The following is a 24,644-nucleotide window of genomic DNA, read 5'->3' on the forward strand; positions in this document are numbered from 1 at the left end:
CCGGTCTCCGTAGCGGAGCGCCTTCCACAGGCAGCCTGCTCAATATTTTCCCGCGCGGAAAGTCCTTATGCGGAGGAGACCATCGGAATGAACTGCTTAATCGAAAAACGTCCGCCTTCACAGGCGAAAAATTCCTACCTGTCTCATTCTAATTCTATTATATATGGATCACACCTGATGAACAGTCCGATTTTTTATCTACCCGTACACGGCATGCGGAGTTCCCCCTGCCTCCGGCCGCAGGACAGGGTATATATTTTATATACCCTCACCCCGGGATACACGTCCTTGAAACAAACCCTTGTCTGTGTTAGCATACAGGAAGAAACAGTCTGCCACATAATCATGAAAGGGGAAAGGACCGCCTATGGCACTGAGCATCCTGATCCTGGCCATCTCCGCGGTTCTGCTGCTGGTCTTTTCACTCCGGAGCCGCTACGGACTCCCGCTGTTCCTGATGAACGCGGGAATCAGCATCGCCTGTGTGGCGGTCATGTTCCAGACAAGCAGCACCTCCATGTATACCACGCCGCGTATTTTCCCGCTCCGTTCCCTGGACCAGGCGCTTTTCCAGCTGATCTCCCGCATGCGTCTTCCCCTGAGCCAGGCACAGACGCTGCGCAACTGCGGCACCCTGGTCTTTTTCTTTGGAATCGTACTGATGCTGATGCTGATCGCGCGGAATATTAAAACAATCCATCACCGGATCTTCTGGGAGGTCCTGTGCGGTACTGCTGTTTTCCTGTTCCTGACAGCGTATATGGTCTTTTTCTCCCCCGCCTGTGCCTTCCGCCTGTACATGAGATACTACGAGCTCAGCGGGGCGGCACGCGCCTCTTTTGTACAGCTGATCACCCTTATCACCCGGCTTTTCAAGGGCCTGATCCTGCTGTTCGTGCTGTCTCCGGCACTGCTGCTGACCGTACAGTATATCCGAAAGAACGTCACATGCTTCAACGACACGTTCTTTCTGCTGCTGGGAATCTCCAGCCTGTACGGTTTTGTGTTCTTCATCGTTTTCCATACGATTCCGCTGGCATTGAGCAGCCAGGCTGTTTTCCTGAGTGCCTTCTGGTTCTTTGCGAACGGCACCTGGCTCCCCGGCTGGATCACCCTGTTCTTCCTGCTGTTCTCCCTCCTGACGCTGATCCTGATCCTGGCCAGTGCCAACCGCATCTTCAGCGGTGATCTGGTACTGCTGTCCCGCAAGCGGGCCATGAAAAACAGCATTGAGGACCTGAACCGGAACCTGAAGGACGTGTTCCATTCCGAAAAAAACCTGATGTTCAGCATCCTGATCCTGGCCAACGAGGCCCGGGATGCCTACGGCACACCGGAAGGGCTGGAAAAGCTGGATCGCCTGACTGAGATTTCAAAGGACCGGATGGAGATGATCACATCCTCCCTGAACCGGATCCGGGAACTGCATCTCCACGCGACGCCGACGGACATGCGTACACTGGTCAGCCAGGCGCTGGACAACCTGACCCTGCCGGAAGGCATCCGCATCGAAAAGCATTTCTGCAATGAAGCTGTCCTCTGCATGGTGGACGAATACCACACCCGGAACGCGCTCAAAAACATCTTTGTCAACGCGGTCGATGCCCTGCAGCTGACCGGCCGGGAGGACAAGGTGCTCTCCGTCAGCGTGGAAGCCAGCAAGGCCTGGGTCAGCCTGTCCATCCGGGATAACGGCCCCGGTATCCCGAAGCAGGAGCTTCGCCGGGTCATGATGCCCTTTGTGTCCACAAAATCGAAAACAAGCAACTGGGGAATCGGCCTGCCCTATGCCTTCCGTGTAGTCAACGCCCAGCTGGGCCAGATGCGGATCCGGAGCAGCGACCAGGCGGGCAGATCCTATACACAGGTGGATATTCTCCTGCCCAGAGAAAGGATTGACGTGTAATGGAGCGGATTCGAATTATGATGGCCGATGACAGCCCCGAAATCCGGAGCTATTTTTCCAACATCATCAGCCACGAAGCGGATATGGATCTTGTCGGAACCGCCGCTTCCGGCGCGGAAGCGGTCCAGATGGCCCATGAACTCCGTCCGGACATCATCCTGATGGATATCCAGATGGAGACCCGGATCGCCGGAATCTCCGCCTCCAAACAGATCCTGCGGGAGCATCCCGCGATGAAGGTCATCATCCTGACCATCCTGGAGGACGATGACCTGCTCTTCCAGGCCTACTGTGCCGGTGTGATCGATTATATTATCAAAACAGACTCCATCAGCCAGATCCTGACCTCCATCCGGAATGCCCACCAGAACCAGATGATCCTTCGCCCCAAATACGCGGAAAAGATCATCCAGGAGCTGAAGCGGGTCCGGGAGGAGCAGAGCGGCCTGCTCTACGGCCTGAACATCCTCACCATGCTGTCCAACAGTGAGTTTGAGGTGCTGAAATGCCTGTACCAGGGAATGAACGCCCGGCAGATTTCCGAATCCCGCTACGTTTCCCAGGGAACGGTTAAAACGCAGATCCACAGTATCCTGAAGAAGTTCAATATGAAATCGGTCAGCGACGTCGTCCGGCACCTGAAGGAAATCCGGTTCGACCGCATCATCGAAACAATGCACCCCGGAAGCTGAGCTTCCGGGGCGCTTTTTAATCTGTTTTCTTTTTTCTCAGAACAGGCCTCTGATCTTGCCGTTGTCATCCACGTCGATCCGTTCGGCGGCGGGGGACTTCGGCAGGCCCGGCATGGTCATGATCTCACCCGTCAGGGCAACCAGGAAGCCGGCGCCCGCGGAAACCTTCAGGTTCCGGACGGTAACGGTGAATCCTTCCGGCGCGCCCAGCAGGGACGGATCATCCGAGAAGGAGTATTGGGTCTTGGCCACGCAGACAGGCATCTTGTCAAAGCCCAGCGCGGTGAGGCGTTCCGCCTGCTTCTTCGCGGCAGGGGTCAGCACTACGCCGGCACCGCCGTAGATCTTCTTTGTAACCGCTTCCAGCTTCTCCTCGATGGTGGCATCCAGCTCATAGGAGAAGGTGAAGTTGCCCTGCTCCTCTTCGCACAGCCGAACAACCTCGCGGGCCAGGTCTTCGCCGCCCTTGCCGCCTTCCGCCCAGACGGTGGAGAGGACGGTGTTGACGCCCAGTTCGCGGCACTTGCGGATGATGAAATCAATTTCCGCGTCCGTATCTGTGGGGAAGCGGTTGATGGCCACCACGCAGGGAAGCTGATAGACGTTCTTGATATTGTTCACATGGCGCAGCAGGTTCGGAATACCCCTCTCCAGCGCCGCCAGGTCTTCGTTCGCCAGCTGCTTCTTGTCCAGGCCGCCGTGCATCTTCAGCGCGCGCACGGTGCCGACAACGACCACCGCGTCCGGCGTCAGGCCGGCCATACGGCACTTGATGTCCAGGAACTTCTCCGCGCCCAGGTCGGCACCGAAGCCGGCTTCTGTCACGGTGTAGTCGCCCATGCGCATGGCCATGCGGGTTGCCATCACGGAGTTGCAGCCGTGGGCGATGTTTGCGAAAGGTCCGCCGTGCACAAAGGCCGGGGTACCTTCCAGCGTCTGAACCAGGTTCGGCTTCAGGGCATCGCGCAGCAGCGCCGCCATGGCGCCGGTCGCCTTCAGGTCGCCCGCGGTTACAGGCTTGTCATCATAGGTATAGGCCACGATGATCCTGGACAGACGCGCTTTCAGGTCCGCCATGGAGGAAGCCAGGCAGAACACCGCCATGATTTCGCTGGCCACGGTGATATCAAAACCGTCCTCACGGGGAGTGCCGTTGGCTTTGCCGCCCAGGCCGTCCACCACAAAGCGGAGCTGGCGGTCATTCATGTCCACGCAGCGCTTCCAGGTGATCTTCTTCACGTCGATCCCCAGGGCATTTCCCTGCTGGATATGGTTGTCCAGCATCGCGGCAAGCAGGTTGTTCGCCGCGCCGATGGCGTGGAAGTCACCGGTAAAGTGGAGGTTGATATCTTCCATGGGCACCACCTGGGCATATCCGCCGCCGGCAGCGCCGCCCTTTACGCCGAAGACCGGGCCAAGGCTGGGCTCCCGCAGGGCCACCGTGACGTCCTTGCCGATCCGGGACAGGCCGTCCGCCAGTCCGATCGTCGTGGTGGTTTTGCCTTCACCCGCTGGAGTGGGGGTGATCGCCGTCACCAGGATCAGTTTTCCGGGTTTCCGGTCTGTTTCATCAATCAGGGCTGGATCAATCTTGGCCTTGTAGCGGCCGTACTGTTCCACGTACTTCTCGTCTACGTGGGCCTTTTTCGCGATCTCCATGATCGGCTTCATTTCACACTGCTGGGCAATCTCGATGTCGGTTAAGTACGCCATGGCTGCAACCTCCGGTTTCTTTTCTTTGATTATTCACAACTCACGCTGATGAAGTGTCCAGGTTCACCAGCATGAACTTGCATCGGGGATTATCTGAAGTACTTCACGGCGGATTCGAACATCTTAATGTCGTAGTTGCCGGGAACGTTCTTGTACAGGTCCTTCCCGACCCGCTCGCTGTGTCCCATCTTGCCGAAGACACGGCCGTCCGGGCTGGTAATACCTTCAATGGCATACAGGCTGCCATTGGGATTGAAGCGCAGGTCCATCGTCGGCTGGTCGTCCAGGTCCACATACTGGGTGGCGATCTGGCCGTTCTCCGCCAGCTTCCGGATCAGGCTTTCCTCCGCAAGGAAGCGGCCTTCACCGTGGCTGATCGGTACGCTGTAAACCGCGCCCTGCTGCGCGCCGCGGAGCCAGGGGCTCAGCGTGCTGGCCACCCGGGTGCGGACGATGCGGCTCTGGTGACGTCCGATGGTGTTGAAGGTCAGGGTCGGGCAGTGCTCATCGGTCTCAATGATCTTTCCGTAGGGCACCAGACCCAGCTTGATCAGCGCCTGGAAGCCGTTGCAGATACCGCACATCAGGCCGTCCCGCTTGTCCAGCAGCTCCGTCACCGCTTCGCTGACTCCCTTGTTCCGGAAGAAGGCGATAATGAACTTCGCGCTGCCGTCCGGTTCATCACCGCCGGAGAATCCGCCGGGGATGAAGATCATCTGGTTCTCACGCACTTTCGCGGCAAACGCTTCCGCGCTGCGGACAATATCTTCCGCGGACCGGTTCCGGACCACGAAGATCTCGGCTTTCGCGCCGGCATCTTCCGCCGCGCGGGCACTGTCCACTTCGCAGTTGGTTCCCGGGAACGCCGGGATCAGCACGCCGGGCTTCGCGATGTGCAGTGCCGGGGCCTTCCAGCCGGTCGCCTTGTAGTTGAACGCTTCCGTCCGTTCTTCCTTCCGGGCCGCGGGCCAGCAGGCATCCGCCTCCGCCCGGTCTTCCAGGGTCCATTCCGGATTCAGCGTCGGATAGACTTTTTCAAGCTTGTCCCGGCCGATCACGCGCAGCTCCTTCACGTCCGCCGCGCTGTCACGCCAGGTCAGCACCGGTTCTTCCGTAACGGTGCCCAGCTTCCGGCCCAGATCCATATCTTCCGAAAGCTCCGCAAGGAAGCTTCCGTAGCGGACCTCCGCCAGTTCCTGCAGTTCCCAGTCCTTTTCAAAGGCAAAGCCCAGGCCGTTGCCCAGCGCCATCTTCAGCACAGAGGCAATGGAACCGCCGACTTCCGCCGTGCGGCAGGAAACGATCTTCCCCGCACGGATCAGGTCTGTCACCTGCCGGTAGAGCGCCAGCAGGGATTCCGTTACCGGGAGGCCCTGTTCATCCCGCTCCGGCTCCAGCAGAATCACGGGATTGCCCGCCTTCTTGAACTCGGGGGAGATGATATCACCGGTTTTTGCCGTGGTGACCGCAAAGGATACCAGCGTGGGCGGCACATCCAGCTTTTCAAAGGAGCCGGACATGGAGTCCTTGCCGCCGATGGCACCCACGCCCAGGTTCATCTGGGCTTCAAAGGCACCCAGGAGAGCCGCCAGGGGCTTGCCCCAGCGTTTTCCGTCCGTACCGGGCTTTTCAAAGTATTCCTGGAAAGTCAGGTAGACATCTTCAAAGGAAGCGCCGGCAGCGATCAGCTTGGTGACCGAATCCACCACTGCCAGGTATGCGCCGTGATAGGGGCTGAAGGAAGTCAGCTCCGGATCATAGCCCCAGGCCATGAGGGAGCAGTCATCCGTATGGCCCTTTTCCAGGCTGATCTTCTGGACCATTGCCTGGATGGGCGTCAGCTGGTTCTTTCCGCCGAAAGGCATGAGCACTGTGCCTGCGCCGATGGTGGAGTCAAACCGCTCGGAAAGGCCCCGGCGGGAACAGACCGCCAGGTCCGCCGCTGTTTCCTTCAGCAGGCCGGCAAAGTCCGCGGGTTTCTGCTTCGGCAGGTCCGCCACAGGACGGGATGCCGCGGGAGTGATCGCCGTATGCTTCGGCGCGCCGTTGGAGTTCAGGAACTCCCGGCTGATATCCACAATGGTCTTTCCGTTCCAGTTCATGCGCAGGCGGGGCTCAGCCTTCACTTCCGCCACGATGCACGCCTGCAGGTTTTCTTCTTCCGCAAGGGCAAGGAAGGCAGCCGCGTCTTCCGCCGCCACAACCACAGCCATGCGCTCCTGGCTTTCGGAGATCGCCAGTTCCGTGCCGTCAAGGCCGTCATACTTCTTCGGAACCGCGTTCAGGTCAATTTCCAGGCCGTCTGCCAGTTCGCCGATGGCAACGCTGACACCGCCGGCGCCGAAGTCGTTGCAGCGCTTGATCAGCTTTGTCGCCTTGGGATTACGGAACAGCCGCTGGAGTTTGCGTTCTTCAGGCGCGTTGCCCTTCTGGACTTCCGCGCCGCAGGTTTCCACGCTGTGGGCGTTATGGGCCTTGGAGGAACCCGTCGCGCCGCCGATACCGTCACGGCCTGTGGAACCGCCCAGCAGGATGACCACGTCACCGGGAGCCGGACGCTCACGGCGGACATTCTCAGCGGGAGCCGCCGCGATCACCGCGCCGATCTCCATGCGCTTGGCGGCATAGCCGGGATGATACACTTCATCCACGATACCCGTTGCCAGGCCGATCTGGTTGCCGTAGGAGGCATAGCCGGCTGCCGCGGTGGTAACCAGCTTACGCTGGGGCAGCTTGCCGGGAATGGTTTCAGACACCGGTTTGGTGGGATCCGCCGCGCCGGTAACACGCATCGCGCCATAAACATAAGCCCGGCCGCTCAGGGGATCCCGGATAGCGCCGCCGATACAGGTGGCCGCGCCGCCGAAAGGTTCGATTTCCGTGGGATGGTTATGGGTTTCATTCTTGAACAGCAGCAGCCAGGGTTCCTTCACCCCGTCACGCTCCACGTCCATCTTCACCGTACAGGCGTTGATCTCTTCGCTCTCGTCCAGCTTGTCCAGCTTTCCGTGCTTCTTCAGGTATTTCACCGCCACAGTCGCCAGGTCCATCAGGCACACGGGCTTCTTTTCCCTGCCCAGTTCGGCACGGACATCCATGTAGCGCTTCCAGGCCTTCTCCAGCACCGGATCCTCAAAGCGGACGCTGTCGATCTCGGTCAGGAAGGTGGTATGGCGGCAGTGGTCGCTCCAGTAGGTATCCAGCATCCGGATTTCCGTGATGGTGGGTTCCCGGCCTTCTTCCCGGAACCAGGACTGGCAGAAAGTGATATCATCCACGTCCATGGCCAGGCCGTAGTCCGCCACGAACTTCTCCAGGCCCGCGCGGTCCAACTTTGTAAAGCCGTCCAGCGTTGCCACTTCCGTGGGCACCGCGTATTCGGTTTTCAGGGTTTCCGGCAGATCCAGCGAAGCCTCCCGGGCTTCCACCGGGTTAATCACGTATTTTTTGATCTCGGCGATCTCCTCCGCGGACAGGCTGCCGTAGAGCAGGTAAACCTTCGCGCTGCGGACCAGGGGCCGTTCACCCTGGGACAGGAACTGGATGCACTGGGCCGCGGAGTCCGCGCGCTGGTCAAACTGACCGGGCAGGAATTCCACCGCGAACACTGCGGCGGCGCCTTCCGCGTCAAACTGCTCCATGGTATCGTCCAGCTGGGGCTCAGAGAACACTTCCCGTACCGCCAGCGCGAACATCTCATCGGAAATGTTCTCCGCGTCATAGCGGTTCAGCAGGCGGATCTTCTCCAGGCCCTTGATGCCCAGGAATTTTACCACGTCATTTTTCAGGCCGCGGGCTTCATTGTCCAGGCCGGGTTTCTTCTCAACAAAGATTCTGTAAACCATATGTACCTCTTTTATTTATCATTCACAATGCAGTAATCATTATGAATTGAATTCTTACTGATTGATTGCGCTCAGCGCCCGCTGTCCGATATCCCGCCTGCAGTACTTATTCCCGAAGGAAATCGTATCCGCCATGGCGTAGGCTTCCTTCACGGCTTCCGGCAGGGAATCCGCCACAGCCGTCACGCCCAGTACGCGGCCGCCGGAATTGACCAGTTTCCCGTCCTTCAGGGCTGCGCCGGCCACATAGACATGCTCCTTCACAGCGTCAGGAATCGTGATTTCATATCCCTTGTCATAATGCACCGGATAGCCCATGGAAGCAAGCACTACGCAGCAGGCGTACGCGTCCCGGAATTTCACTTCACAGTCCGCCAGGGTACCGTTGGTAACCGCCTGCATCACTGTCAGCAGGTCGCTCTCCAGCAGGGGCAGCACCACCTGGGTCTCGGGATCGCCGAAACGGCAGTTGTACTCGATGACCTTCGGTCCCTTCTTTGTCAGCATCAGGCCGAAGTAGAGGCAGCCGCGAAATTCCCGGCCTTCTTTCTTCATCGCCCGGATGGTCGGCAGGAAGATCGTCTGCATGCATTCTTCCGCGATCCCCTCCGTGTAGAAGGGATTCGGAGCAACCGTTCCCATGCCGCCGGTGTTCGGACCATTGTCACCGTCCTCCGCCCGCTTGTGGTCCATGCTGGAAACCATGGGTTTCACAGTCGTTCCGTCGGTGAACGCCAGAACAGAAACTTCCGGACCTTCGAGGTACTCCTCAATAACGATCTTATCACCGCTCTTTCCGAATTTCTTGTCTTCCATGATCTCCCGTACGGCCGCCCGTGCTTCCCAGCGGGTCATGGCCACGGTCACGCCCTTGCCCAGGGCAAGGCCGTCCGCCTTGATCACCGTCGGGATCGGGGAGGTTTCCAGGTATTCAAGGGCCTTTTTCGGATCGGAGAAAACCTCGTACGCCGCGGTGGGAATGCCGTATTTCTTCATCAGGTCCTTGGAGAAAACCTTGCTGCCTTCAATGATGGCCGCGTTGGCACGGGGACCGAAGCAGGGAATGCCTTCCGCCTCCAGGGCGTCCACGCATCCCAGCACCAGCGGATCATCCGGAGCGACAACCGCGTAATCGATCTTCGTGTTCCGGGTGAAGGCCACAATTCCTTCAATATCCGTCGCCTTGATATCCACGCAGGTCGCGTCCGCGGCGATACCGCCGTTGCCCGGCAGGGCATAGATCGTTTCAACAGCAGGATTCTGTTTCAGCTTTTTGATGATGGTATGTTCACGGCCGCCGCCGCCGACAACAAGCAGGTTCATAGTTGATCTCCTCTGCGTACTTAATGATAAAAAGCAGGAGGTAGGAGGCAGGAGGTTTATTCCGCCTCCTGCTTCCTACCTGATAATAAGATTAATGATGGAAAAGCCTCATGTGGGTGAAGGCCATGGTCATGCCGTATTTGTCGCAGCACTCGATGACCGCGTCATCACGGATGGATCCGCCGGGCTCTGCGATATACTTCACGCCGCTCTTGTAAGCGCGCTCAATGTTGTCGCTGAAGGGGAAGAAGGCATCGGAACCCAGGGCCACGTTCTGCCGGGTGTCCAGGAAAGCGCGCTTCTCCGCGTCGGTCAGGGGAGCGGGCTGTTCAGTGAAATACTTCTGCCAGTTGCCGTCCGCGCAGACATCTTCCTCGTTCTGGTTGATGTAGCCGTCAATGACATTGTCCCGTTCAGGCCGGCCCAGGTCCGCGCGGAAGGGCAGGTTCAGGACTTTCTCATGCTGGCGCAGGAACCAGGTGTCCGCCTTGGAACCGGCAAGACGGGTGCAGTGGATACGGCTCTGCTGGCCGGCACCAACGCCGATCGCCTGGCCGTCCACCGCGTAGCAGACGGAGTTGGACTGGGTGTACTTCAGGGTGATCAGGGCAATGATCAGGTCACGCACGGCGGAATCCGGCAGATCCTTGGTCTTCGTCACGATATCCGAGAGCAGCTCCCGGTTGATTTCGAAATTGTTGCGGCCCTGTTCGAAGGTGATGCCGAAAACCTGTTTGCGCTCCTGCACTTCCGGCACATAATCGGGATCGATCTCCACGATGTTGTAGTTGCCCTTGCGCTTCTGCTTCAGGATCTCCAGGGCTTCGGGCTCATAGCCGGGGGCAATGACGCCGTCGGACACTTCCCGCTTGATCATCTTCGCGGTGGTCACGTCGCACACGTCGCTCAGGGCAACCCAGTCACCGAAGGAGCACATCCGGTCCGTACCGCGGGCACGGGCATAGGCGCAAGCCAGGGGAGAATCATCCAGGCCTTCGATATCATCCACAAAGCAGGCCTTTTTCAGGTCGGCGGAAAGCGGAATGCCGACCGCGGCGGAAGTGGGGCTCACATGCTTGAAGCTGGTCACGGCGGGCATGCCCAGGGCAGCCTTCAGTTCCTTCACCAGCTGCCAGCTGTTGAAGGCATCCAGGAAATTGATGAATCCGGGACGGCCGGACAGGATTTTGATGGGCAGTTCGCTGCCGTCATTCATGTAGATCTTCGCGGGTTTCTGGTTGGGGTTGCAGCCATACTTGAGCTCGAATTCTTTCATTTTTCCTGACTCCTTCACTTGTTTTTATTCACGAGGCGGTTTTCGGCGGTTCCGGTCTTCAGGTCCACATAGCGGACATAAAGGCTGATCTTGTTCTGTTCATTCAGGTTCTTCCACAGGATATCGGTCATCTCGTCGATATCGTTGCTGACCGCGATGCGCTCCGGTTCTCCCTGGAAAGTCGGGATGGGGTTGCCGTCGCACACATACGTGTGAATGAAGTGGCCCAGTCCGTTCAGCGGCGCGTAGCTGTAGGTGTAGCGGTTGCAGGCGCTGCCTTCCGCGTCGGCGCTCTTGAGGATGCTCATCTGGTAGGTGAAATCTCCTTCACCGAAAGTCAGCATACCGCTGATGCGGGGCGTGAAGTTCGGGCCGTCCGGCTCAAACTCGCGGCTTTCCAGCGCGGCAGAGAAGGTTTTGCCTTCCTTCAGGCCGTCCCGGATTGTATCGGTCTGGTTGCCGTTGGTCACGATCAGGTTGTTTTCATAGGAACGGATCGCGGCGTAAATGATCAGGGAGGGGTCCTGGACCTTTGACGCGTCAAAAGGCTCGGTGAAGACTTCGCCATTCTTCTCGGTGAAGATACGGTTACGGCTGTTGTCGCTGCGGCCCATAATGAAATAGGCTGTCATGGCTTTTGTGCCGTCCGGCGTCTTGCCGATGATGATGCCGCGTCCGGGGTAGGTGTTGTCCTTCAGCAGTTCTTCAGGGGTAAAGATGCGGTAGATGTCCATAGGCTCCTCCTCGTTTCCATTCAGAATAATTAATGAAGAATGATTTCTTTTGAAATCTTTTCAACGCTTTGCGGCAGGATGATCCACTCTGCCTGTTCCATCACCCGGCGCTGCAGGGTTTCAGGCGTATCCTCCGGCAGGATATCCACTGCCTTCTGGGCAATGATCTCTCCGCCGTCCGGAATCTCATTGACAAAGTGCACGGTCGCTCCTGTTACCTTTACGCCCCGGTCCAGCGCTGCCTGGTGCACCTTCAGGCCATAGAAGCCCGCGCCGCAGAAGCTGGGGATCAAGCTCGGATGGACGTTGATGATCCGGCGGGGATACAGTGTCGTAAAGTTCTCGGTCAGGATGCTCAGGAAACCGGCCAGCACGATCAGGTCAATCCGGTTCGTGGTCAGGGCGGCGATCAGCTGCTGCTCGAAAGGCAGCTGGCCTCCGCAGGCTTTCTTGTTGATTTCCAGGGCCGGAATGCCGGCTTTCTCAGCACGCTCCAGGGCATAGGCTCCGGAACGGTCGCTGATGACCAGTGCCACTTCCCCGTCCGGGATCTCTCCCCGGGCCGCGGCGTCCAGGATCGCCTGCAGGTTGGTTCCGCCTCCGGAAACCAGCACGGCAATACGGGCTTTTTTGCTCATACGCACCTCCGTGTTTATTGATCAGACAATTGTGATCTTGTCTTCACTTTCAATGATCTCACCGATCACGTAAGCGTCCTCACCGTTCTCTTTCAGGATGCGGACCGCTTTCTCCGCGTCTTCCGCGGCCACAACGATGCTCATGCCCACACCCATGTTGAAGGTGTTGAACATATCCCGCTCGCTGATGCCGCCCTTTTCAGCGATCAGATCGAAGATCGGCAGCACCTTAACACTGCTTCGCTCGATCTTCGCGCCAAGGCCGTCCGGAATGCTGCGCGGAATGTTTTCATAGAAGCCGCCGCCGGTGATATGGCTGATGCCCTTCACCGCGACTTCTTTCAGCAGGGCCAGCACGGGTTTCACATAAATGCGGGTGGGGGTCAGCAGGGTCTCGCCCAGGCTTTTGCCGTCCAGCTTCTCCACCGGGGAGGTCAGGTCCGCGTTTTCCACGTCGAACACCTTCCGCACCAGGGAGAAACCATTGGAATGAACACCGGTGGAAGGCAGCGCGATCACTACGTCCCCGGCTTTCATGGTCTTGTTGTCAATGATCTTAGCCCTGTCCACAATACCCGTGGAATAACCGGCCAGGTCATATTCCTCTTCAGGCATCATCCCGGGATGCTCCGCCGTTTCGCCGCCGATCAGCGCGCAGCCGGCCTGGACGCAGCCGTCGCAGACGCCCTTGACAATCTGCTCGATCCGCTCGGGAATGTTCTTTCCGCAGGCAATATAGTCCAGGAAGAACAGGGGTTCGGCGCCGCAGCAGATGATATCATTCACACACATGGCCACACAGTCAATTCCGATGGTGTCATGCTTGTCCATCAGCAGGGCGATCTTCAGCTTGGTGCCCACGCCGTCGGTGCCGGATACCAGCACCGGTTCTTTCATGCCGGTCAGATCCGGACGGAACAGTCCGCCGAATCCTCCCACATCGGAGAAGACACCGGGGGTCTCTGTTTTCCGGATATGCTTTTTCATCAGTTCGACCGACTTGTAGCCGGCAGTGATATCAACGCCAGCGGCGGCGTAGGCTTCGGATTTGGAATTCAGCATGGTGTTATTCCTTTCATCTCATGGTTGTGTTTATTCTTTCCCGCAACCTCAATCGTCGCATCTCGCCCTTGGAGCGGGCTCACTGCTCGTTTCGGTTGACTCGGTCGGCTCATTTCCGCCTTCGACGGACAGCCCACTGGGCTGTCATTCGCCTTCCTCCCCATTCCAGCAGTAAGTGCACAGCTCGCAGGGATCAATACCGATGGCCTTGATCACGCCCTCGAGGGTCTGGAACTCCAGGGAAGCGAAGTTGAACTTCTTGCAGATGCATTCCCGGAGGTTCTTGCCGCGCTCGGTGCTGCCGTCGGCATATTCATCGATGTGCTCGAAACCTTCCTCCCCTTCCAGCTCCAGGATCACCCGGCGGGCGATCAGCTCCAGGTCGCTGTTGGAGCGGGAGAAGTTCAGGTATTTGCAGGCGTACATAATGGGCGGGCAGGCACTGCGCATATGCACGGACTTGGCACCGCTCTCGTACAGGAACTCAACGGTTTCCCTCAGCTGGGTACCCCGGACGATGGAGTCATCCACAAACAGCAGGTTCTTGTCCTTGATCAGTTCGTTCACGGGAATCTGCTTCATCTTGGCAATCTTGTCCCGGTCCGTCTGGTTGGCCGGCATGAAGCTGCGGCTCCAGGTAGGGGTGTATTTAATGAAGGCACGGGCAAAGGGAACGCCGCTGCGGTTCGCGTAGCCAATGGCATGGGGCGTACCGGAATCCGGAACACCGCCGATGTAGTCGATCGGATCATTCCGGCCGGCGGCCTTGTCATTGTCCGCCATGATCGCGCCGTTGCGGTAGCGCATCTCTTCCACGTTCACCCCTTCATAGGTGGAGGTGGGATAGCCGTAATAGCTCCAGAGGAAGGAGCAGATCTTCTTTTTCTTTCCCGGAGGCACCAACTGGGTCATCTTGCTGGGGGTCAGTTCCACGATCTCCCCGGGGCCCAGTTCACGAACGTCTTCGTATCCGGTCTTATGGAAGGCAAAGGATTCAAAGGCCACGGCGTAGCTGTCATCCCGCTTGCCGATCGCCACGGGCAGGCGGCCCATGCGGTCCCGGGCGGCAATGATGGAACCCTTGTCCGTCAGGATCAGGATGGAAGCAGTGCCGATGATGGACTTCTGGGCGAACCGGATGCCCTCGGCAAAATTGCTCTTCTGGTTGATCAGCGCGCTGAGCAGCTCTGTCTGGTTGATCTTGCCGCCGGTCATGGAATCAAAATGACCGCCGCTGAAGCTGAGGTACTGATCGATCAGTTCATCCGCGTTGTTGATCACACCGGTCATGCAGATGGCATAGGTGCCAAGATTGGACCTGATCAGCAGGGGCTGGGGATCCGCGTCGGAAATACATCCGATGGCGGAAGTGCCGCGCATTTCCTCAAAAATATGCTCAAACTTGGTCCGGAAAGGAGCGTTGCAGATATTATGAATCTTCCGCTGCAGACCGATCTCCTCATCCCACGCGGCCATACCGGCACGGCGTGTGCCCAGGTGGCTGTGGTAGTCTACACCGAAAAACACATCCAGCATGCAGTCCTTTTTGGATGTAATCCCGAAAAAACCGCCCATAGTTATTGAACCTCCGGTTTTATATCAATTCATAATTCATCATTCACAATTCATAATTCGGACCACTTTGCCGTTTCTGTCCTGTGAAAGATGTTCCTGATTACGTTTAAGTAATCATAATTCTGAATTCTTAATTCTGAATTCTGAATTAAAGCCGTTCGGCAATCCCGGCGTCCTTTGCCAGGACCGCTTCCGCGTCGGCTTTGCGCTTCGCGTCCAGCTTCGCAGCCAGGTCCGCGTCTTCCACGGCCAGGATCTGCGCCGCCAGCAGGGCCGCGTTCGCCCCGCCGTTCACCGCCACGGTCGCCACCGGGATACCGGTGGGCATCTGAACCGTGGAAAGAAGGGCGTCCAGTCCCTCCAGGCAGGGTCCCTGGCAGGGAATCCCGATCACCGGCAGGGTCGTGTTCGCCGCGATGGCACCGGCCAGATGGGCCGCCATACCGGCCGCCGCGATCAGCGCCCCGAAGCCGTTCTTCCGCGCATTGACTGCAAAAGCCCGGGCCTCCTCCGGTGTGCGGTGTGCTGAATAGACATGCACCTCGAAGGGAATACCCAGGCTTTTGAGCTGATCCGTTGCTTTTTTAATCACGGGCAGGTCGCTGTCGCTGCCCATGATGATACCTACTTTTCTCACAATAGGATCCTCCTGACTTCTCCATTGAAACCGTTCCCACTATACTTCAAAACACGAACATTGTCAATTGAAAACAAAGGAAATTCATAATAATTTAATCAAAAACCCGAACGTTCGGAAATAAACGTTCGGGTTTCTTCGGATTTTGTGCTTTCTGGTGCAGTTCTTGCTATTTTCTCTATCTCCGGTCAGAGGCTGGAGGCTTTTGCTTCACAGTAAGCGCACCTGTATTCTTTCTTTTCCCGGTCTGTCAGGTGGAAAACCTGGTCCAGTTCCTGCTCACAGGAGGAAATGCACCGGGGGTTTTTGCAGAAGATCACGTTCACCAGTTTTTCCGGCATTTCGATACGCTTTTTCTCTTTCAGCTCACCGTTCCGGATAATGTTGACCGTGGCGCCCGGATCCACATAGCCGATGATATCCAGATCCACATCGATCGCCGCGTCGACCTTGATGATATCCTTCCTGCCCAGTTTGCGGGAAACCACATTGGTGATCATGGCGACCGGCGCCTCCAGGCTTTCCAGGCCCAGCAGGCGATAAAGCTTCATACCGCAGCCCGCGGCGATGTGATCGATCACGATCCCGTCCCGGATGGAATCCACGTTCATATCGTTCCCCCCTCCATCTCGTGCGCGGTGCGTGAGACGCTTGCGTCCGCGGTGCGCGCGCGACTCAAATTCAACAGTTTCAGGATGAGTGCCATGCGCATATATTTTCCGTTCAGCACCTGCTTGAAATAGCAGGCCCGGGGATCCTCGTCCACCGCGACGCTGATCTCATTCACGCGGGGCAGGGGATGCATCACGCACAGGTCCGGCTTTGCTTTCTTCATCTTTTCCGGCGTCAGGATGTAGCTGTCCCGCAGGCGCAGGTAGTCTTCCTCGTTGAAGAAGCGTTCCCGCTGCACCCGGGTCATATACAGGATATCCAGGTCCCCGATGACTTCCTCCAGGTCCGTGGTCTGGACATAGGGAATGTTCTTTTTCTTCAGGGCGTCGTTTTTCACATAGCTGGGAACTTTCAGTTCCTCGGGGCTGATGAGTACGAAGTTCAGTCCTTCATAGCGGGACATGGCATTGAGCAGGGAATGCACCGTACGGCCGAACTTCAGGTCGCCGCACAGACCCACAGTCATGCTGCCCAGTCTTCCCTTTTCCCTGCGGATGGTCAGCAGGTCCGCCAGCGTCTGGGTGGGATGGCAGTGACCGCCGTCTCCGGCATTGATCACCGGTACGGAAGCGTTCCGTGCCGCGACCAGTGCCGCGCCTTCCTTCGGATGACGCATGGCAATGATATCCGCGTAGCAGGAAACCGTCTTGGCTGTATCCGCCACGCTTTCCCCTTTGGCGGCGGAGCTGGTGCCCGCGCCGGTCACGCTGAGTACATTACCGCCCAGCTCATACATGGCAGCCTCAAAGCTCAGGCGCGTACGGGTGCTGGGTTCAAAGAAGAGGGTCGCCAGTTTTTTCCTCCGGCAGGCATCGGCATAATCGTCCGGATGGGCGATAATGTCTTCCGCCGTATCCATGAGCTGGTCCAGCTCCTCCGGGGTCAGATCCGGAACATCAATAATGCTTCGTTTCATCTTATCCTCCGCGTTTATTAATGAAGCGACCGTCCGGGGGACAGATCGCCTGTTTCAGAAGTTATCAGAGCCGGGCCCAGGATTCATCAGACGGATTATTCCGGAACCGGATCAGCCGGGAAATATCCTCGGGCCGGATATAACCTTCCTTAGCGGCTTCTTCCGCAATGACGTCAAAGTTCGTCAGGGACACATTCTTCACATTGGCAGCCGCCAGCCGGTCCAGGCCCTTCTGCATGCCGTAGGTGAAAATGCTCACGATGCCAAGTACTTCCGCGCCTGCCTGGCGCAGCACATCCACAACTTCCAGCACGCTGCCGCCGGTGGAGATCAGGTCTTCCACAACCACGACCTTCTGGCCGGGCTCCAGCCTGCCTTCAATCTGGTTCTGCCGGCCGTGGTCCTTGGCACCGGAACGCACATAACCCATGGGCAGGCCCATGATATGCGCCGTGATCGCCGCGTGGGCAATTCCGGCGGTGGAGGTACCCATCAGCACTTCCACAGAAGGATATTCCTCCCCGATCAGCTTCGCCAGTCCTTTTTCCACGTCCGTGCGGACCTCCGGCGCCGTCAGGGTGAGCCGGTTGTCGCAGTAAACCGGGCTTTTGATCCCGCTGGCCCAGGTAAAGGGTTCCTCCGGGCGGAAGAAGACCGCCTTGATCTTCAGCAGGTCCCGCGCGATCTGCTGGTTCAGTTCTTCCCGTGTCATAAGTTTCACTCACTTTCAATTCATCATGATTCAGTGTGCCGCTTCCCGTTCAGTATCCGGTTCACACCAACTATCATTCTGCATTCTGAATTCTGAATTCTTCATTGTGAATTCATTGGATTTTATCCAATGAATTCAGCGATGCAGCGCTCATATGCCGCCACCGGGTCTTCCGCCGCGGTGATCGGGCGTCCCACCACAATGTAATCGCTGCCGATCCGGTTTGCCTCCGCAGGCGTCATCACCCGCTTCTGGTCTCCCACATCTCCATCCGCGAAACGCACGCCGGGTGTCACGGTCAGGAAATCCTTTCCGCAGGCCTCGTGCACCTTACCTGCTTCCAGCGGAGAGCAGACCACCCCGTCCAGTCCGGCTTTCCGGGCGTTCAGGGCATAATGCATAACCACTTCGTCTATGGGCCGTTCGATCAGGAGATCCTTTTCCAGGGCTTCCTGGTCCGTGCTGGTCAGCTGGGTCACAGCAATCAGCAGCGGCCTGCTGCCGTCCGGCCTGGTCAGGCCTTCCAGCGCGGCCTCCATCATCCGGATTGTACCCGCAGCGTGCAGGTTGCAGATATCCACATCCAGATCCCTCAAGACCATCATCGCCTTTTTCACTGTGTTCGGAATGTCATGCAGCTTCAGATCCAGGAAGATCTTGTGTCCCCGTGCCTTAATCTGCCGGACGATGTCCGGACCCGCTCCGTAGAACAGCTCCATGCCGATCTTCACAAACGGCTTGCGTCCCTGGAACCTGTCCAGGAAGGCCAGCGTCTGCTCAGCGTTCGGGAAATCGCAGGCTACGATCACGTCTTTACCCATGTGTGTTTCTCCTCCCTTTATGCTTGTACCGCCAGTTCCTGCAGGCTCCGGATCCCGTATTTGTCCATTGCCGCAGGCAGGTCGTCAATAATCTTTTTGCAGGCGCAGGGGTCGGCCAGGTTCGCCGCGCCGACCTCTACCGCGGACGCGCCGGCCATCATCATTTCCAGCACATCCTCCGCGGTTGTCACACCGCCCATGCCCACCACCGGGATTTTCACCGCCCGGCATACCTGCCAGACCATCCGCAGCGCCACCGGGAAAACAGCCGGTCCGCTGACCCCGCCCATCACATTTTTGATCACGGGTTTCCGGGTCCGCAAGTCAATACGCATTCCCTGCAGGGTGTTGATCAGGGATACGCCGTCCGCGCCGGCATCCTCGCAGGCTTTCGCGATGGCGGTAATATCCGTCACATTCGGGCTCAGTTTCATAATGACCGGCTTTGTCGTGACCCGCTTCACCGCCGCGGTTACCTCCGCTGCCGCTTTCGGATCCGTACCGAAGGACATCCCGCCTCCGTGTACATTCGGGCAGGAGATGTTGACCTCCAGCCAGCCGACCTGTTCCTCTTGATCCAGCCGTTCGCAGGTATAGGCGTAATCCGCCACGCTGAAACCGCTGACATTTGCCATAACCGGCTTATGGAAAACTTCCTTCAGCTTCGGCAGTTCCTCCGCGATCACTTTTTCCACCCCGGGGTTCTGCAGACCGACGGCATTGATCATGCCGGCCGGGCATTCCGCAATGCGGGGCGTCGGATTCCCGAAGCGGGGATCCTTCGTCGTTCCCTTGAAGGAGAAGGTTCCCAGGCAGTTGATGTCATACCACTGGGCAAACTCATATCCGAAACCAAAGGTACCGCTGGCGGGGATTACGGGATTATCCAGATCAATACCGCACAGGTTTGTTGTCAGGCGTCCCAAATGATCTCCTCCTTCTCCAGCACCGGACCTTCCCGGCAAATGCGCTTGTATCCGGTAATGGTTTTGCAGCTGCAGCCCATACAGGCGCCGAAGCCACAGCCCATCCGTTCCTCAAAGGAGAACTGGCCTGAGGTTTTTGCTGCCCGGTATACCGCCCGGAGCATGGGTTCCGGTCCGCAGGTGTAGAAGTAGCTGTACTCTTCCGGCAGGGCGTCGGTCACAAACCCTTTGACGCCGTAACTGCCGTCCGCCGTGGTCACCGTCACACCGCAGCCAAGCGCCCTGAACTCTTCTTCCCCGAACACTTCTCCTGCCGTGTTGAATCCCAGCACTGCCTGCGGTTTTTTCCCTTCGGCGATCAGCTTCTTTGCCAGCAGGTACAGAGGCGGAACGCCCACGCCGCCGCCCAGCAGCAGCGGAGTATCACCAGCCTTTGTCAGGTCATATCCGTTCCCTAGTCCCGTCAGCACGTCCAGGGTTTCGCCGGGCATCATCCCGGCCATCTGTTCCGTACCTTTCCCTACCACCTTATACAGGATGGTCAGTGAACCGGGTTCGGAATCGTAGACGGAGATAGGCCGGCGCAGGAACAGGCCCTCCAGGCGGATATTCACAAATCCGCCCGGCTTCTGGGCCTCCAGCTCCGCGCCTTCCAGCCGCATCCGGTAAACACAGCCTGTCACCGGCACATTCTCCCTGATAGTCAGAATCTCTTGCTTCATACTGCCCTTTCAGTTTAACTAATAATTCTGAATTCTGAATTCTTAATTCTGAATTGGTTTTATGCATCAATCGTAGAGATCGTCAGCGTGGTTTCCTCCAGCACGTCCAGCAGCACCCGGACGGTATCCAGGCTGGTAAAGATCGTGGCGTTGTTCTCCGTGGCGCAGCGGCGGATCTGCAGGCCGTCGCTCTCGCTCTCCGCCTCGCCGATCTCCCGGGTGTTGATGATGTAAGCCACATGACCCTGACGGATGCTGTTCAGGATCTCATCGGATCCCTGACTCAGTTTCAGCATGGCGTGGGTGCGGATACCGTTTTCCTTCAGGAAACGGGCAGTGCCCCGGGTCGCCTCAATGTTGAAGCCCAGGTTGTAGAAGCGGCGGATCAGCGGCAGCGCCTCGTCCTTGTCCCGGTCGGCGATGGTGGCCAGCACCGTGCCGTAGTTCTGCAGCCGGGTTCCGCCGGCCTGCAGCGCCTTGTACAGCGCGCGGTTCAGCTTGTCATCGTATCCGATGGCTTCACCGGTGGACTTCATTTCGGGGCTCAGGTAAGCGTCCAGGCCCTTGATCTTGTTGAAGGAGAAAACCGGCACCTTCACATAGTAGCGTTTCTTTTCTTCCGGATAGAGATCGAAGATTCCCTGCTCCTTCAGGCTCTTGCCCAGGATGACCTCGGTGGCGATGTCCGCCAGGGAGTAGCCTGTGGACTTGCTCAGGAAGGGCACGGTCCGGCTGGAGCGGGGGTTCACCTCGATGATGTAGACGTTCTCATTCTGATCCACAATGAACTGGATGTTGAACAGGCCGATGATGCCGATGCCCAGACCCAGCTTCTTCGCGTACTGCAGGATGATACCCTTCACCTTGTTGCTGATGGAGAAGGTGGGATAGACGGAGATGGAGTCGCCGCTGTGGATACCGGTGCGTTCCACCAGTTCCATGATGCCCGGCACAAAGACGTCCCGGCCGTCGCAGATGGCGTCCACCTCAACCTCTTTACCGCGGATGTATTTGTCCACCAGCACCGGCTTGTCAGCGTCGATTTCCACAGCCGTGCGCAGGTAATGGCGCAGCTGATCCTCATCGCCGACGATCTGCATGGCCCGGCCGCCCAGCACGAAGCTCGGACGGACCAGCACCGGATAGCCGATCTCCTCAGCTGCCTTCACGCCGTCCTCAATCCGGGTAACCGCCCGGCCCTGGGGCTGCGGGATTCCCAGTTCCTCCAGGATCTTTTCGAAGCTGTCCCGGTTTTCCGCCCGCTCAATGGCATCGCAGTCGGTACCGATGATCTTCACGCCGCGCTTCATCAGCGGCTCCGCCAGGTTGATGGCCGTCTGGCCGCCCAGGGAGGCGATGACGCCTTCCGGCTTTTCAAAGTCGATGATCGCCATGACGTCTTCGGGCGTCAGGGGCTCAAAGTACAGCTTGTCCGCGGTGGTATAGTCCGTGGAAACCGTCTCGGGGTTGTTGTTGATGATGATGGCTTCATAGCCCGCGCGGCGGATGGTCTGCACCGCGTGCACGGTGGAGTAGTCGAACTCAACGCCCTGGCCGATACGGATCGGGCCGGCGCCGAGCACCACAATCTTTTTCTTGTCCGTGAGGATGGAGTCGTTCTTTCCGCTGTAGCTGGAGTAGAGGTAGGCAATGTACTTGCCGGTGTGCAGGGTATCCACCATGCGGAAGATCGGGACGATTCCCTTCTCCTTGCGCAGGGTGTAGATATCCGTTTCCTTCATATTCCAGAGGATGGAGAGCTCCTGGTCGCCGAAGCCCATCTCCTTTGCTTCCTTCAGCAGGGCCACATCTCCGGGGGCCGCCTTCAGGCGCTTTTCCATTTCGGTGATCTTTTTGATGCTCTCCAGGAACAGCTCCGTGATCATGGTCCGTTCATGGATCGCGTCGATCGCCACATCCCTGCGCAGCAGTTCCGTGACCGCGAAGAGCGTATCAGCCCGGAACTCCTTCACATACTCCAGCAGGTCTTCTGTGCTCATGCTGTCGAACTTCGCCAGGTGCAGGTGGCACACACCGGTCTCCAGGCTGCGCACGCTCTTGAGCATGCACTCTTCCAGGTTGCTGCCGATGCCCATCACTTCGCCGGTGGCCTTCATCTGGGTGCCCAGCTGGTTGCTGGCGGAGGTGAACTTGTCGAAGGGGAAGCGGGGGAACTTCGCCACAATGTACTCCAGGGAGGGTTCCATGGCCGCGTTGCCGCCGGCCACCGGGATCTCTTCCAGCGCCATGCCCAGGGCGATCTTCGCGGTCACCCGGGCAATGGGATAGCCGCTGGCCTTGCTGGCCAGGGCGGAAGACCGGCTGACCCGCGGGTTAACCTCGATCAGGTAGTATTTGCTGCTGTTCGGGTCCAGCGCGAACTGCACGTTGCAGCCGCCCTCGACCTTCAGTTCCCGGATGATCTTGATCGCGCTGTCATTGAGCATCTTCAGGTCATGATCAGACAGGCTCAGGATCGGCGCCACAACCACGCTGTCGCCGGTGTGTACGCCTACGGGGTCCACGTTCTCCATGCCGCAGATCGTAATTGCTTTGTCATTGCTGTCCCGCATAACCTCGAACTCGATTTCCTTGAAGCCGCGGACGCTCTTTTCAACCAGCACCTGGTGCACAGGGCTCAGGCGGAAGGCGTTGGTGCCGATCTCGATCAGCTCTTCCTCATTGTTGGCAAAACCGCCGCCGGTGCCGCCCAGGGTAAAGGCAGGACGCAGCACCACCGGGTAGCCGATGTCCAGTGCCGCTTTTTTGGCTTCTTCCAGGTTATAGGTAATTTCGCTCGGGATGACCGGCTCGCCGATGGACTCGCACATTTCCTTGAACAGTTCCCGGTCTTCAGCCCGCTCAATGCTCCGGCTGCTGGTGCCCAGCAGTTCCACGCCGCATTCCTTCAGCACGCCTTTTCGTTCCAGCTGCACTGCCAGGTTCAGGCCGGTCTGGCCGCCGATACCGGGCACGATGGCGTCCGGACGTTCATACCGCAGGATCTTCGCGATATATTCCAGCGTCAGGGGCTCCATGTAAACCTTATCCGCGATGGAGGTGTCCGTCATGATCGTTGCCGGGTTGGAGTTGCACAGCACCACCTCATACCCTTCTTCTTTCAGGGCAAGGCAGGCCTGCGTTCCGGCATAGTCAAACTCCGCCGCCTGACCGATCACGATGGGGCCGCTGCCGATGATCAGTACTTTTTTGATGTCTGTCCGTTTCGCCATGTTCTTTTTCCTCCCGCTTCTTATCCTATATATACTGTCCTGCCTGCGTGCACTGTTTTCAGGCACCGGCCGTAAACACTCTGTCCGGCAAAGGGCGTTGCCTTCCCCATGCTCTCAAACTCTTCCGGATTGATCGTGTACTGTGCTTCCAGATCCCACTCGCACAGGTCATCCTCCCGCAGCGGGATCCCGAACCGCTCCCGCGGGGCAACCGCCATCAGCTGAACCAGCCTTTCCAGCGGCAGGATGCCGGTCCTGACCAGTCCGGTATACAGTACCGGGAAGGCACATTCCAGTCCCACCACCCCGAAGGCACTTCCCGCGAGCCCCCGGCTTTTCTCCTCCGCGCTGTGAGGTGCGTGGTCCGTGGCAATCATGTCGATCGTACCATCCAGCAGCGCTTCCAGCAGGGCCTCCCGGTCCTCTTTCGACCGCAGGGGCGGATTCATCCGGAAGCGGCCGTCCTCCTGCAGGTCATTCTCGTCCAGCAGCAGGTAGTGCGGTCCGGTCTCACAGGTCACATTCACGCCGTCCCGTTTGGCCTGCCGGATCAGGTCCGCGCTTTCCTTGCAGCTGATATGGCACACATGGTACGCGCAGCCGGTTTCCTTCGCCAGCTTCAGGTCCCGGGCGATCGGGCCCCACTCGCTTTCGGAGCAGATTCCCCTGTGTCCGTAGGCCGCGGCGTATACACCGTCATGAATGTATCCGCCCTTCACCAGCGTTTCATCCTCACAGTGAGCCGCCAGTACCTTTCCCAGTTTCCTGCACCGTTCCATCAGGGACCGCATCATGCTTTCGGACTGAACACCCTTTCCGTCATCAGAGAAGGCGATCACACCCGGCGCCAGCTCTTCCAGCGCCGCGGCTTCCGCTCCCTTTTCCCCTACGGTCAGCGCCGCATAAGGATAAATGTCCACCAGGTCCCCTGCCGCCCGGATCAGGTCTTCCTCTTCTTTCAGGTGTTCCACACTGTCCGGCACCGGATTCAGGTTCGGCATGGCGCATACAGCCGTATAACCGCCCCGCGCTGCTGCCCGGCTTCCGGTAACCATGGTTTCCTTATAAGAAAAACCCGGCTCCCTGAAGTGAACGTGCACATCACAGAAGCCGGGAAAAGTAAAGACATTATCTTTTTTGCTGATAAGAAGGCCCTGGGCCGCCTGGAGCGGGATCCGGTTCATTTCCTGTCTCGCCGTCATCACGCAACCCTCCTTACAAAAAAACTCTGCCGGAGAATC

General features: G+C 58.3%; 19 protein-coding genes. 2 read left to right on the forward strand and 17 right to left on the reverse strand.

Annotated elements, in window-relative coordinates; genetic code table 11:
* The first annotated feature begins 367 nt into the window (after positions 1-367).
* Positions 368-1,906, forward strand: coding sequence for a sensor histidine kinase (locus JYE50_RS11715; RefSeq protein WP_084097435.1), 1,539 nt, complete (start codon positions 368-370; stop codon positions 1,904-1,906).
* Complete coding sequence (locus JYE50_RS11720) at positions 1,906-2,598, forward strand: response regulator transcription factor (protein WP_084097437.1); 693 nt, start codon at positions 1,906-1,908, stop codon at positions 2,596-2,598. The genes JYE50_RS11715 and JYE50_RS11720 overlap by 1 nt, the downstream gene beginning before the upstream one ends.
* A gap of 36 nt (positions 2,599-2,634) precedes the next feature.
* Here the strand turns inward: JYE50_RS11720 and JYE50_RS11725 are convergent, their stop codons facing one another.
* The 17 genes from JYE50_RS11725 to JYE50_RS11805 all read right to left on the reverse strand — a co-directional run bounded on the left by JYE50_RS11725 (position 2,635) and on the right by JYE50_RS11805 (position 24,605).
* On the reverse strand, positions 2,635-4,311 hold the full coding sequence (locus JYE50_RS11725) for a formate--tetrahydrofolate ligase (protein ID WP_084097439.1): 1,677 nt from the start codon (positions 4,309-4,311) through the stop codon (positions 2,635-2,637).
* An 89-nt stretch (positions 4,312-4,400) separates the two neighbouring features.
* Positions 4,401-8,156, reverse strand: a complete 3,756-nt coding sequence (locus JYE50_RS11730; RefSeq protein WP_084097441.1) for a phosphoribosylformylglycinamidine synthase — start codon at positions 8,154-8,156, stop codon at positions 4,401-4,403.
* Positions 8,157-8,210: 54 nt separating this feature from the next.
* Positions 8,211-9,479, reverse strand: coding sequence for a phosphoribosylamine--glycine ligase (gene purD / locus JYE50_RS11735; protein ID WP_084097443.1), 1,269 nt, complete (start codon positions 9,477-9,479; stop codon positions 8,211-8,213).
* Positions 9,480-9,570: 91 nt separating this feature from the next.
* The gene (locus JYE50_RS11740; protein WP_084097445.1) at positions 9,571-10,755 is read right to left on the reverse strand and encodes a phosphoribosylaminoimidazolecarboxamide formyltransferase; all 1,185 of its coding nucleotides are present in this window, start codon (positions 10,753-10,755) and stop codon (positions 9,571-9,573) included.
* 14 nt (positions 10,756-10,769) lie between these two features.
* Positions 10,770-11,489, reverse strand: a complete 720-nt coding sequence (locus tag JYE50_RS11745) for an IMP cyclohydrolase (protein ID WP_084097447.1) — start codon at positions 11,487-11,489, stop codon at positions 10,770-10,772.
* A gap of 29 nt (positions 11,490-11,518) precedes the next feature.
* Positions 11,519-12,127: a phosphoribosylglycinamide formyltransferase gene (gene purN, locus JYE50_RS11750; RefSeq protein ID WP_084097449.1), complete on the reverse strand. Its 609-nt coding sequence runs from the start codon at positions 12,125-12,127 to the stop codon at positions 11,519-11,521.
* A 21-nt stretch (positions 12,128-12,148) separates the two neighbouring features.
* Positions 12,149-13,189 carry a phosphoribosylformylglycinamidine cyclo-ligase gene (gene purM / locus JYE50_RS11755; protein ID WP_084097451.1) on the reverse strand — a complete coding sequence of 347 codons (1,041 nt, stop codon included), beginning with the start codon at positions 13,187-13,189 and terminating at the stop codon, positions 12,149-12,151.
* Positions 13,190-13,333: 144 nt separating this feature from the next.
* Complete coding sequence (locus tag JYE50_RS11760) at positions 13,334-14,764, reverse strand: amidophosphoribosyltransferase (RefSeq protein ID WP_084097453.1); 1,431 nt, start codon at positions 14,762-14,764, stop codon at positions 13,334-13,336.
* 148 nt (positions 14,765-14,912) lie between these two features.
* Entirely contained in the window at positions 14,913-15,404 is a 492-nt protein-coding gene (purE, locus tag JYE50_RS11765) for a 5-(carboxyamino)imidazole ribonucleotide mutase (protein ID WP_179138456.1), read from the reverse strand.
* Positions 15,405-15,589: 185 nt separating this feature from the next.
* Positions 15,590-16,012 carry an aspartate carbamoyltransferase regulatory subunit gene (locus tag JYE50_RS11770; RefSeq protein WP_084097457.1) on the reverse strand — a complete coding sequence of 141 codons (423 nt, stop codon included), beginning with the start codon at positions 16,010-16,012 and terminating at the stop codon, positions 15,590-15,592.
* Positions 16,009-16,989, reverse strand: a complete 981-nt coding sequence (gene pyrB, locus JYE50_RS11775) for an aspartate carbamoyltransferase (RefSeq protein WP_084097459.1) — start codon at positions 16,987-16,989, stop codon at positions 16,009-16,011. The genes JYE50_RS11770 and pyrB overlap by 4 nt, the downstream gene beginning before the upstream one ends.
* A 64-nt stretch (positions 16,990-17,053) precedes the next feature.
* A complete protein-coding gene (gene pyrE, locus JYE50_RS11780) occupies positions 17,054-17,701 on the reverse strand; it encodes an orotate phosphoribosyltransferase (protein ID WP_283399261.1) in 648 nt (215 codons plus the stop codon).
* A gap of 122 nt (positions 17,702-17,823) precedes the next feature.
* Positions 17,824-18,522, reverse strand: coding sequence for an orotidine-5'-phosphate decarboxylase (pyrF, locus tag JYE50_RS11785; RefSeq protein WP_084097461.1), 699 nt, complete (start codon positions 18,520-18,522; stop codon positions 17,824-17,826).
* Between the two features lie 17 nt (positions 18,523-18,539).
* Positions 18,540-19,448 carry a dihydroorotate dehydrogenase gene (locus tag JYE50_RS11790; RefSeq protein WP_084097462.1) on the reverse strand — a complete coding sequence of 303 codons (909 nt, stop codon included), beginning with the start codon at positions 19,446-19,448 and terminating at the stop codon, positions 18,540-18,542.
* Positions 19,436-20,170, reverse strand: coding sequence for a dihydroorotate dehydrogenase electron transfer subunit (locus JYE50_RS11795; protein WP_084097464.1), 735 nt, complete (start codon positions 20,168-20,170; stop codon positions 19,436-19,438). Before JYE50_RS11795 ends, JYE50_RS11790 begins: the two co-directional genes overlap by 13 nt.
* Before the next feature lie 59 nt (positions 20,171-20,229).
* Entirely contained in the window at positions 20,230-23,403 is a 3,174-nt protein-coding gene (gene carB / locus JYE50_RS11800) for a carbamoyl-phosphate synthase large subunit (protein ID WP_084097466.1), read from the reverse strand.
* 20 nt (positions 23,404-23,423) lie between these two features.
* Positions 23,424-24,605: a dihydroorotase gene (locus tag JYE50_RS11805; RefSeq protein WP_084097468.1), complete on the reverse strand. Its 1,182-nt coding sequence runs from the start codon at positions 24,603-24,605 to the stop codon at positions 23,424-23,426.
* Between the last annotated feature and the right edge of the window lie 39 nt (positions 24,606-24,644).

This window comes from Aristaeella lactis, assembly GCF_018118585.1.
Taxonomy (GTDB): Bacteria; Bacillota; Clostridia; order Christensenellales; family Aristaeellaceae; genus Aristaeella; species Aristaeella lactis.

What these genes read in the sequence shown, in the direction of transcription:
- JYE50_RS11715 (WP_084097435.1), top strand. Translation starts at nt 368, where the DNA reads ATGGCACTGAGCATCCTGATCCTGGCCATCTCCGCGGTTCTGCTGCTG.
- JYE50_RS11720 (WP_084097437.1), top strand. Translation starts at nt 1,906, where the DNA reads ATGGAGCGGATTCGAATTATGATGGCCGATGACAGCCCCGAAATCCGG.
- JYE50_RS11725 (WP_084097439.1), bottom strand. Translation starts at nt 4,311, where the DNA reads ATGGCGTACTTAACCGACATCGAGATTGCCCAGCAGTGTGAAATGAAG.
- JYE50_RS11730 (WP_084097441.1), bottom strand. Translation starts at nt 8,156, where the DNA reads ATGGTTTACAGAATCTTTGTTGAGAAGAAACCCGGCCTGGACAATGAA.
- purD (WP_084097443.1), bottom strand. Translation starts at nt 9,479, where the DNA reads ATGAACCTGCTTGTTGTCGGCGGCGGCGGCCGTGAACATACCATCATC.
- JYE50_RS11740 (WP_084097445.1), bottom strand. Translation starts at nt 10,755, where the DNA reads ATGAAAGAATTCGAGCTCAAGTATGGCTGCAACCCCAACCAGAAACCC.
- JYE50_RS11745 (WP_084097447.1), bottom strand. Translation starts at nt 11,489, where the DNA reads ATGGACATCTACCGCATCTTTACCCCTGAAGAACTGCTGAAGGACAAC.
- purN (WP_084097449.1), bottom strand. Translation starts at nt 12,127, where the DNA reads ATGAGCAAAAAAGCCCGTATTGCCGTGCTGGTTTCCGGAGGCGGAACC.
- purM (WP_084097451.1), bottom strand. Translation starts at nt 13,189, where the DNA reads ATGCTGAATTCCAAATCCGAAGCCTACGCCGCCGCTGGCGTTGATATC.
- JYE50_RS11760 (WP_084097453.1), bottom strand. Translation starts at nt 14,764, where the DNA reads ATGGGCGGTTTTTTCGGGATTACATCCAAAAAGGACTGCATGCTGGAT.
- JYE50_RS11770 (WP_084097457.1), bottom strand. Translation starts at nt 16,012, where the DNA reads ATGAACGTGGATTCCATCCGGGACGGGATCGTGATCGATCACATCGCC.
- pyrB (WP_084097459.1), bottom strand. Translation starts at nt 16,989, where the DNA reads ATGAAACGAAGCATTATTGATGTTCCGGATCTGACCCCGGAGGAGCTG.
- pyrE (WP_283399261.1), bottom strand. Translation starts at nt 17,701, where the DNA reads ATGACACGGGAAGAACTGAACCAGCAGATCGCGCGGGACCTGCTGAAG.
- pyrF (WP_084097461.1), bottom strand. Translation starts at nt 18,522, where the DNA reads ATGGGTAAAGACGTGATCGTAGCCTGCGATTTCCCGAACGCTGAGCAG.
- JYE50_RS11795 (WP_084097464.1), bottom strand. Translation starts at nt 20,170, where the DNA reads ATGAAGCAAGAGATTCTGACTATCAGGGAGAATGTGCCGGTGACAGGC.
- carB (WP_084097466.1), bottom strand. Translation starts at nt 23,403, where the DNA reads ATGGCGAAACGGACAGACATCAAAAAAGTACTGATCATCGGCAGCGGC.
- JYE50_RS11805 (WP_084097468.1), bottom strand. Translation starts at nt 24,605, where the DNA reads ATGACGGCGAGACAGGAAATGAACCGGATCCCGCTCCAGGCGGCCCAG.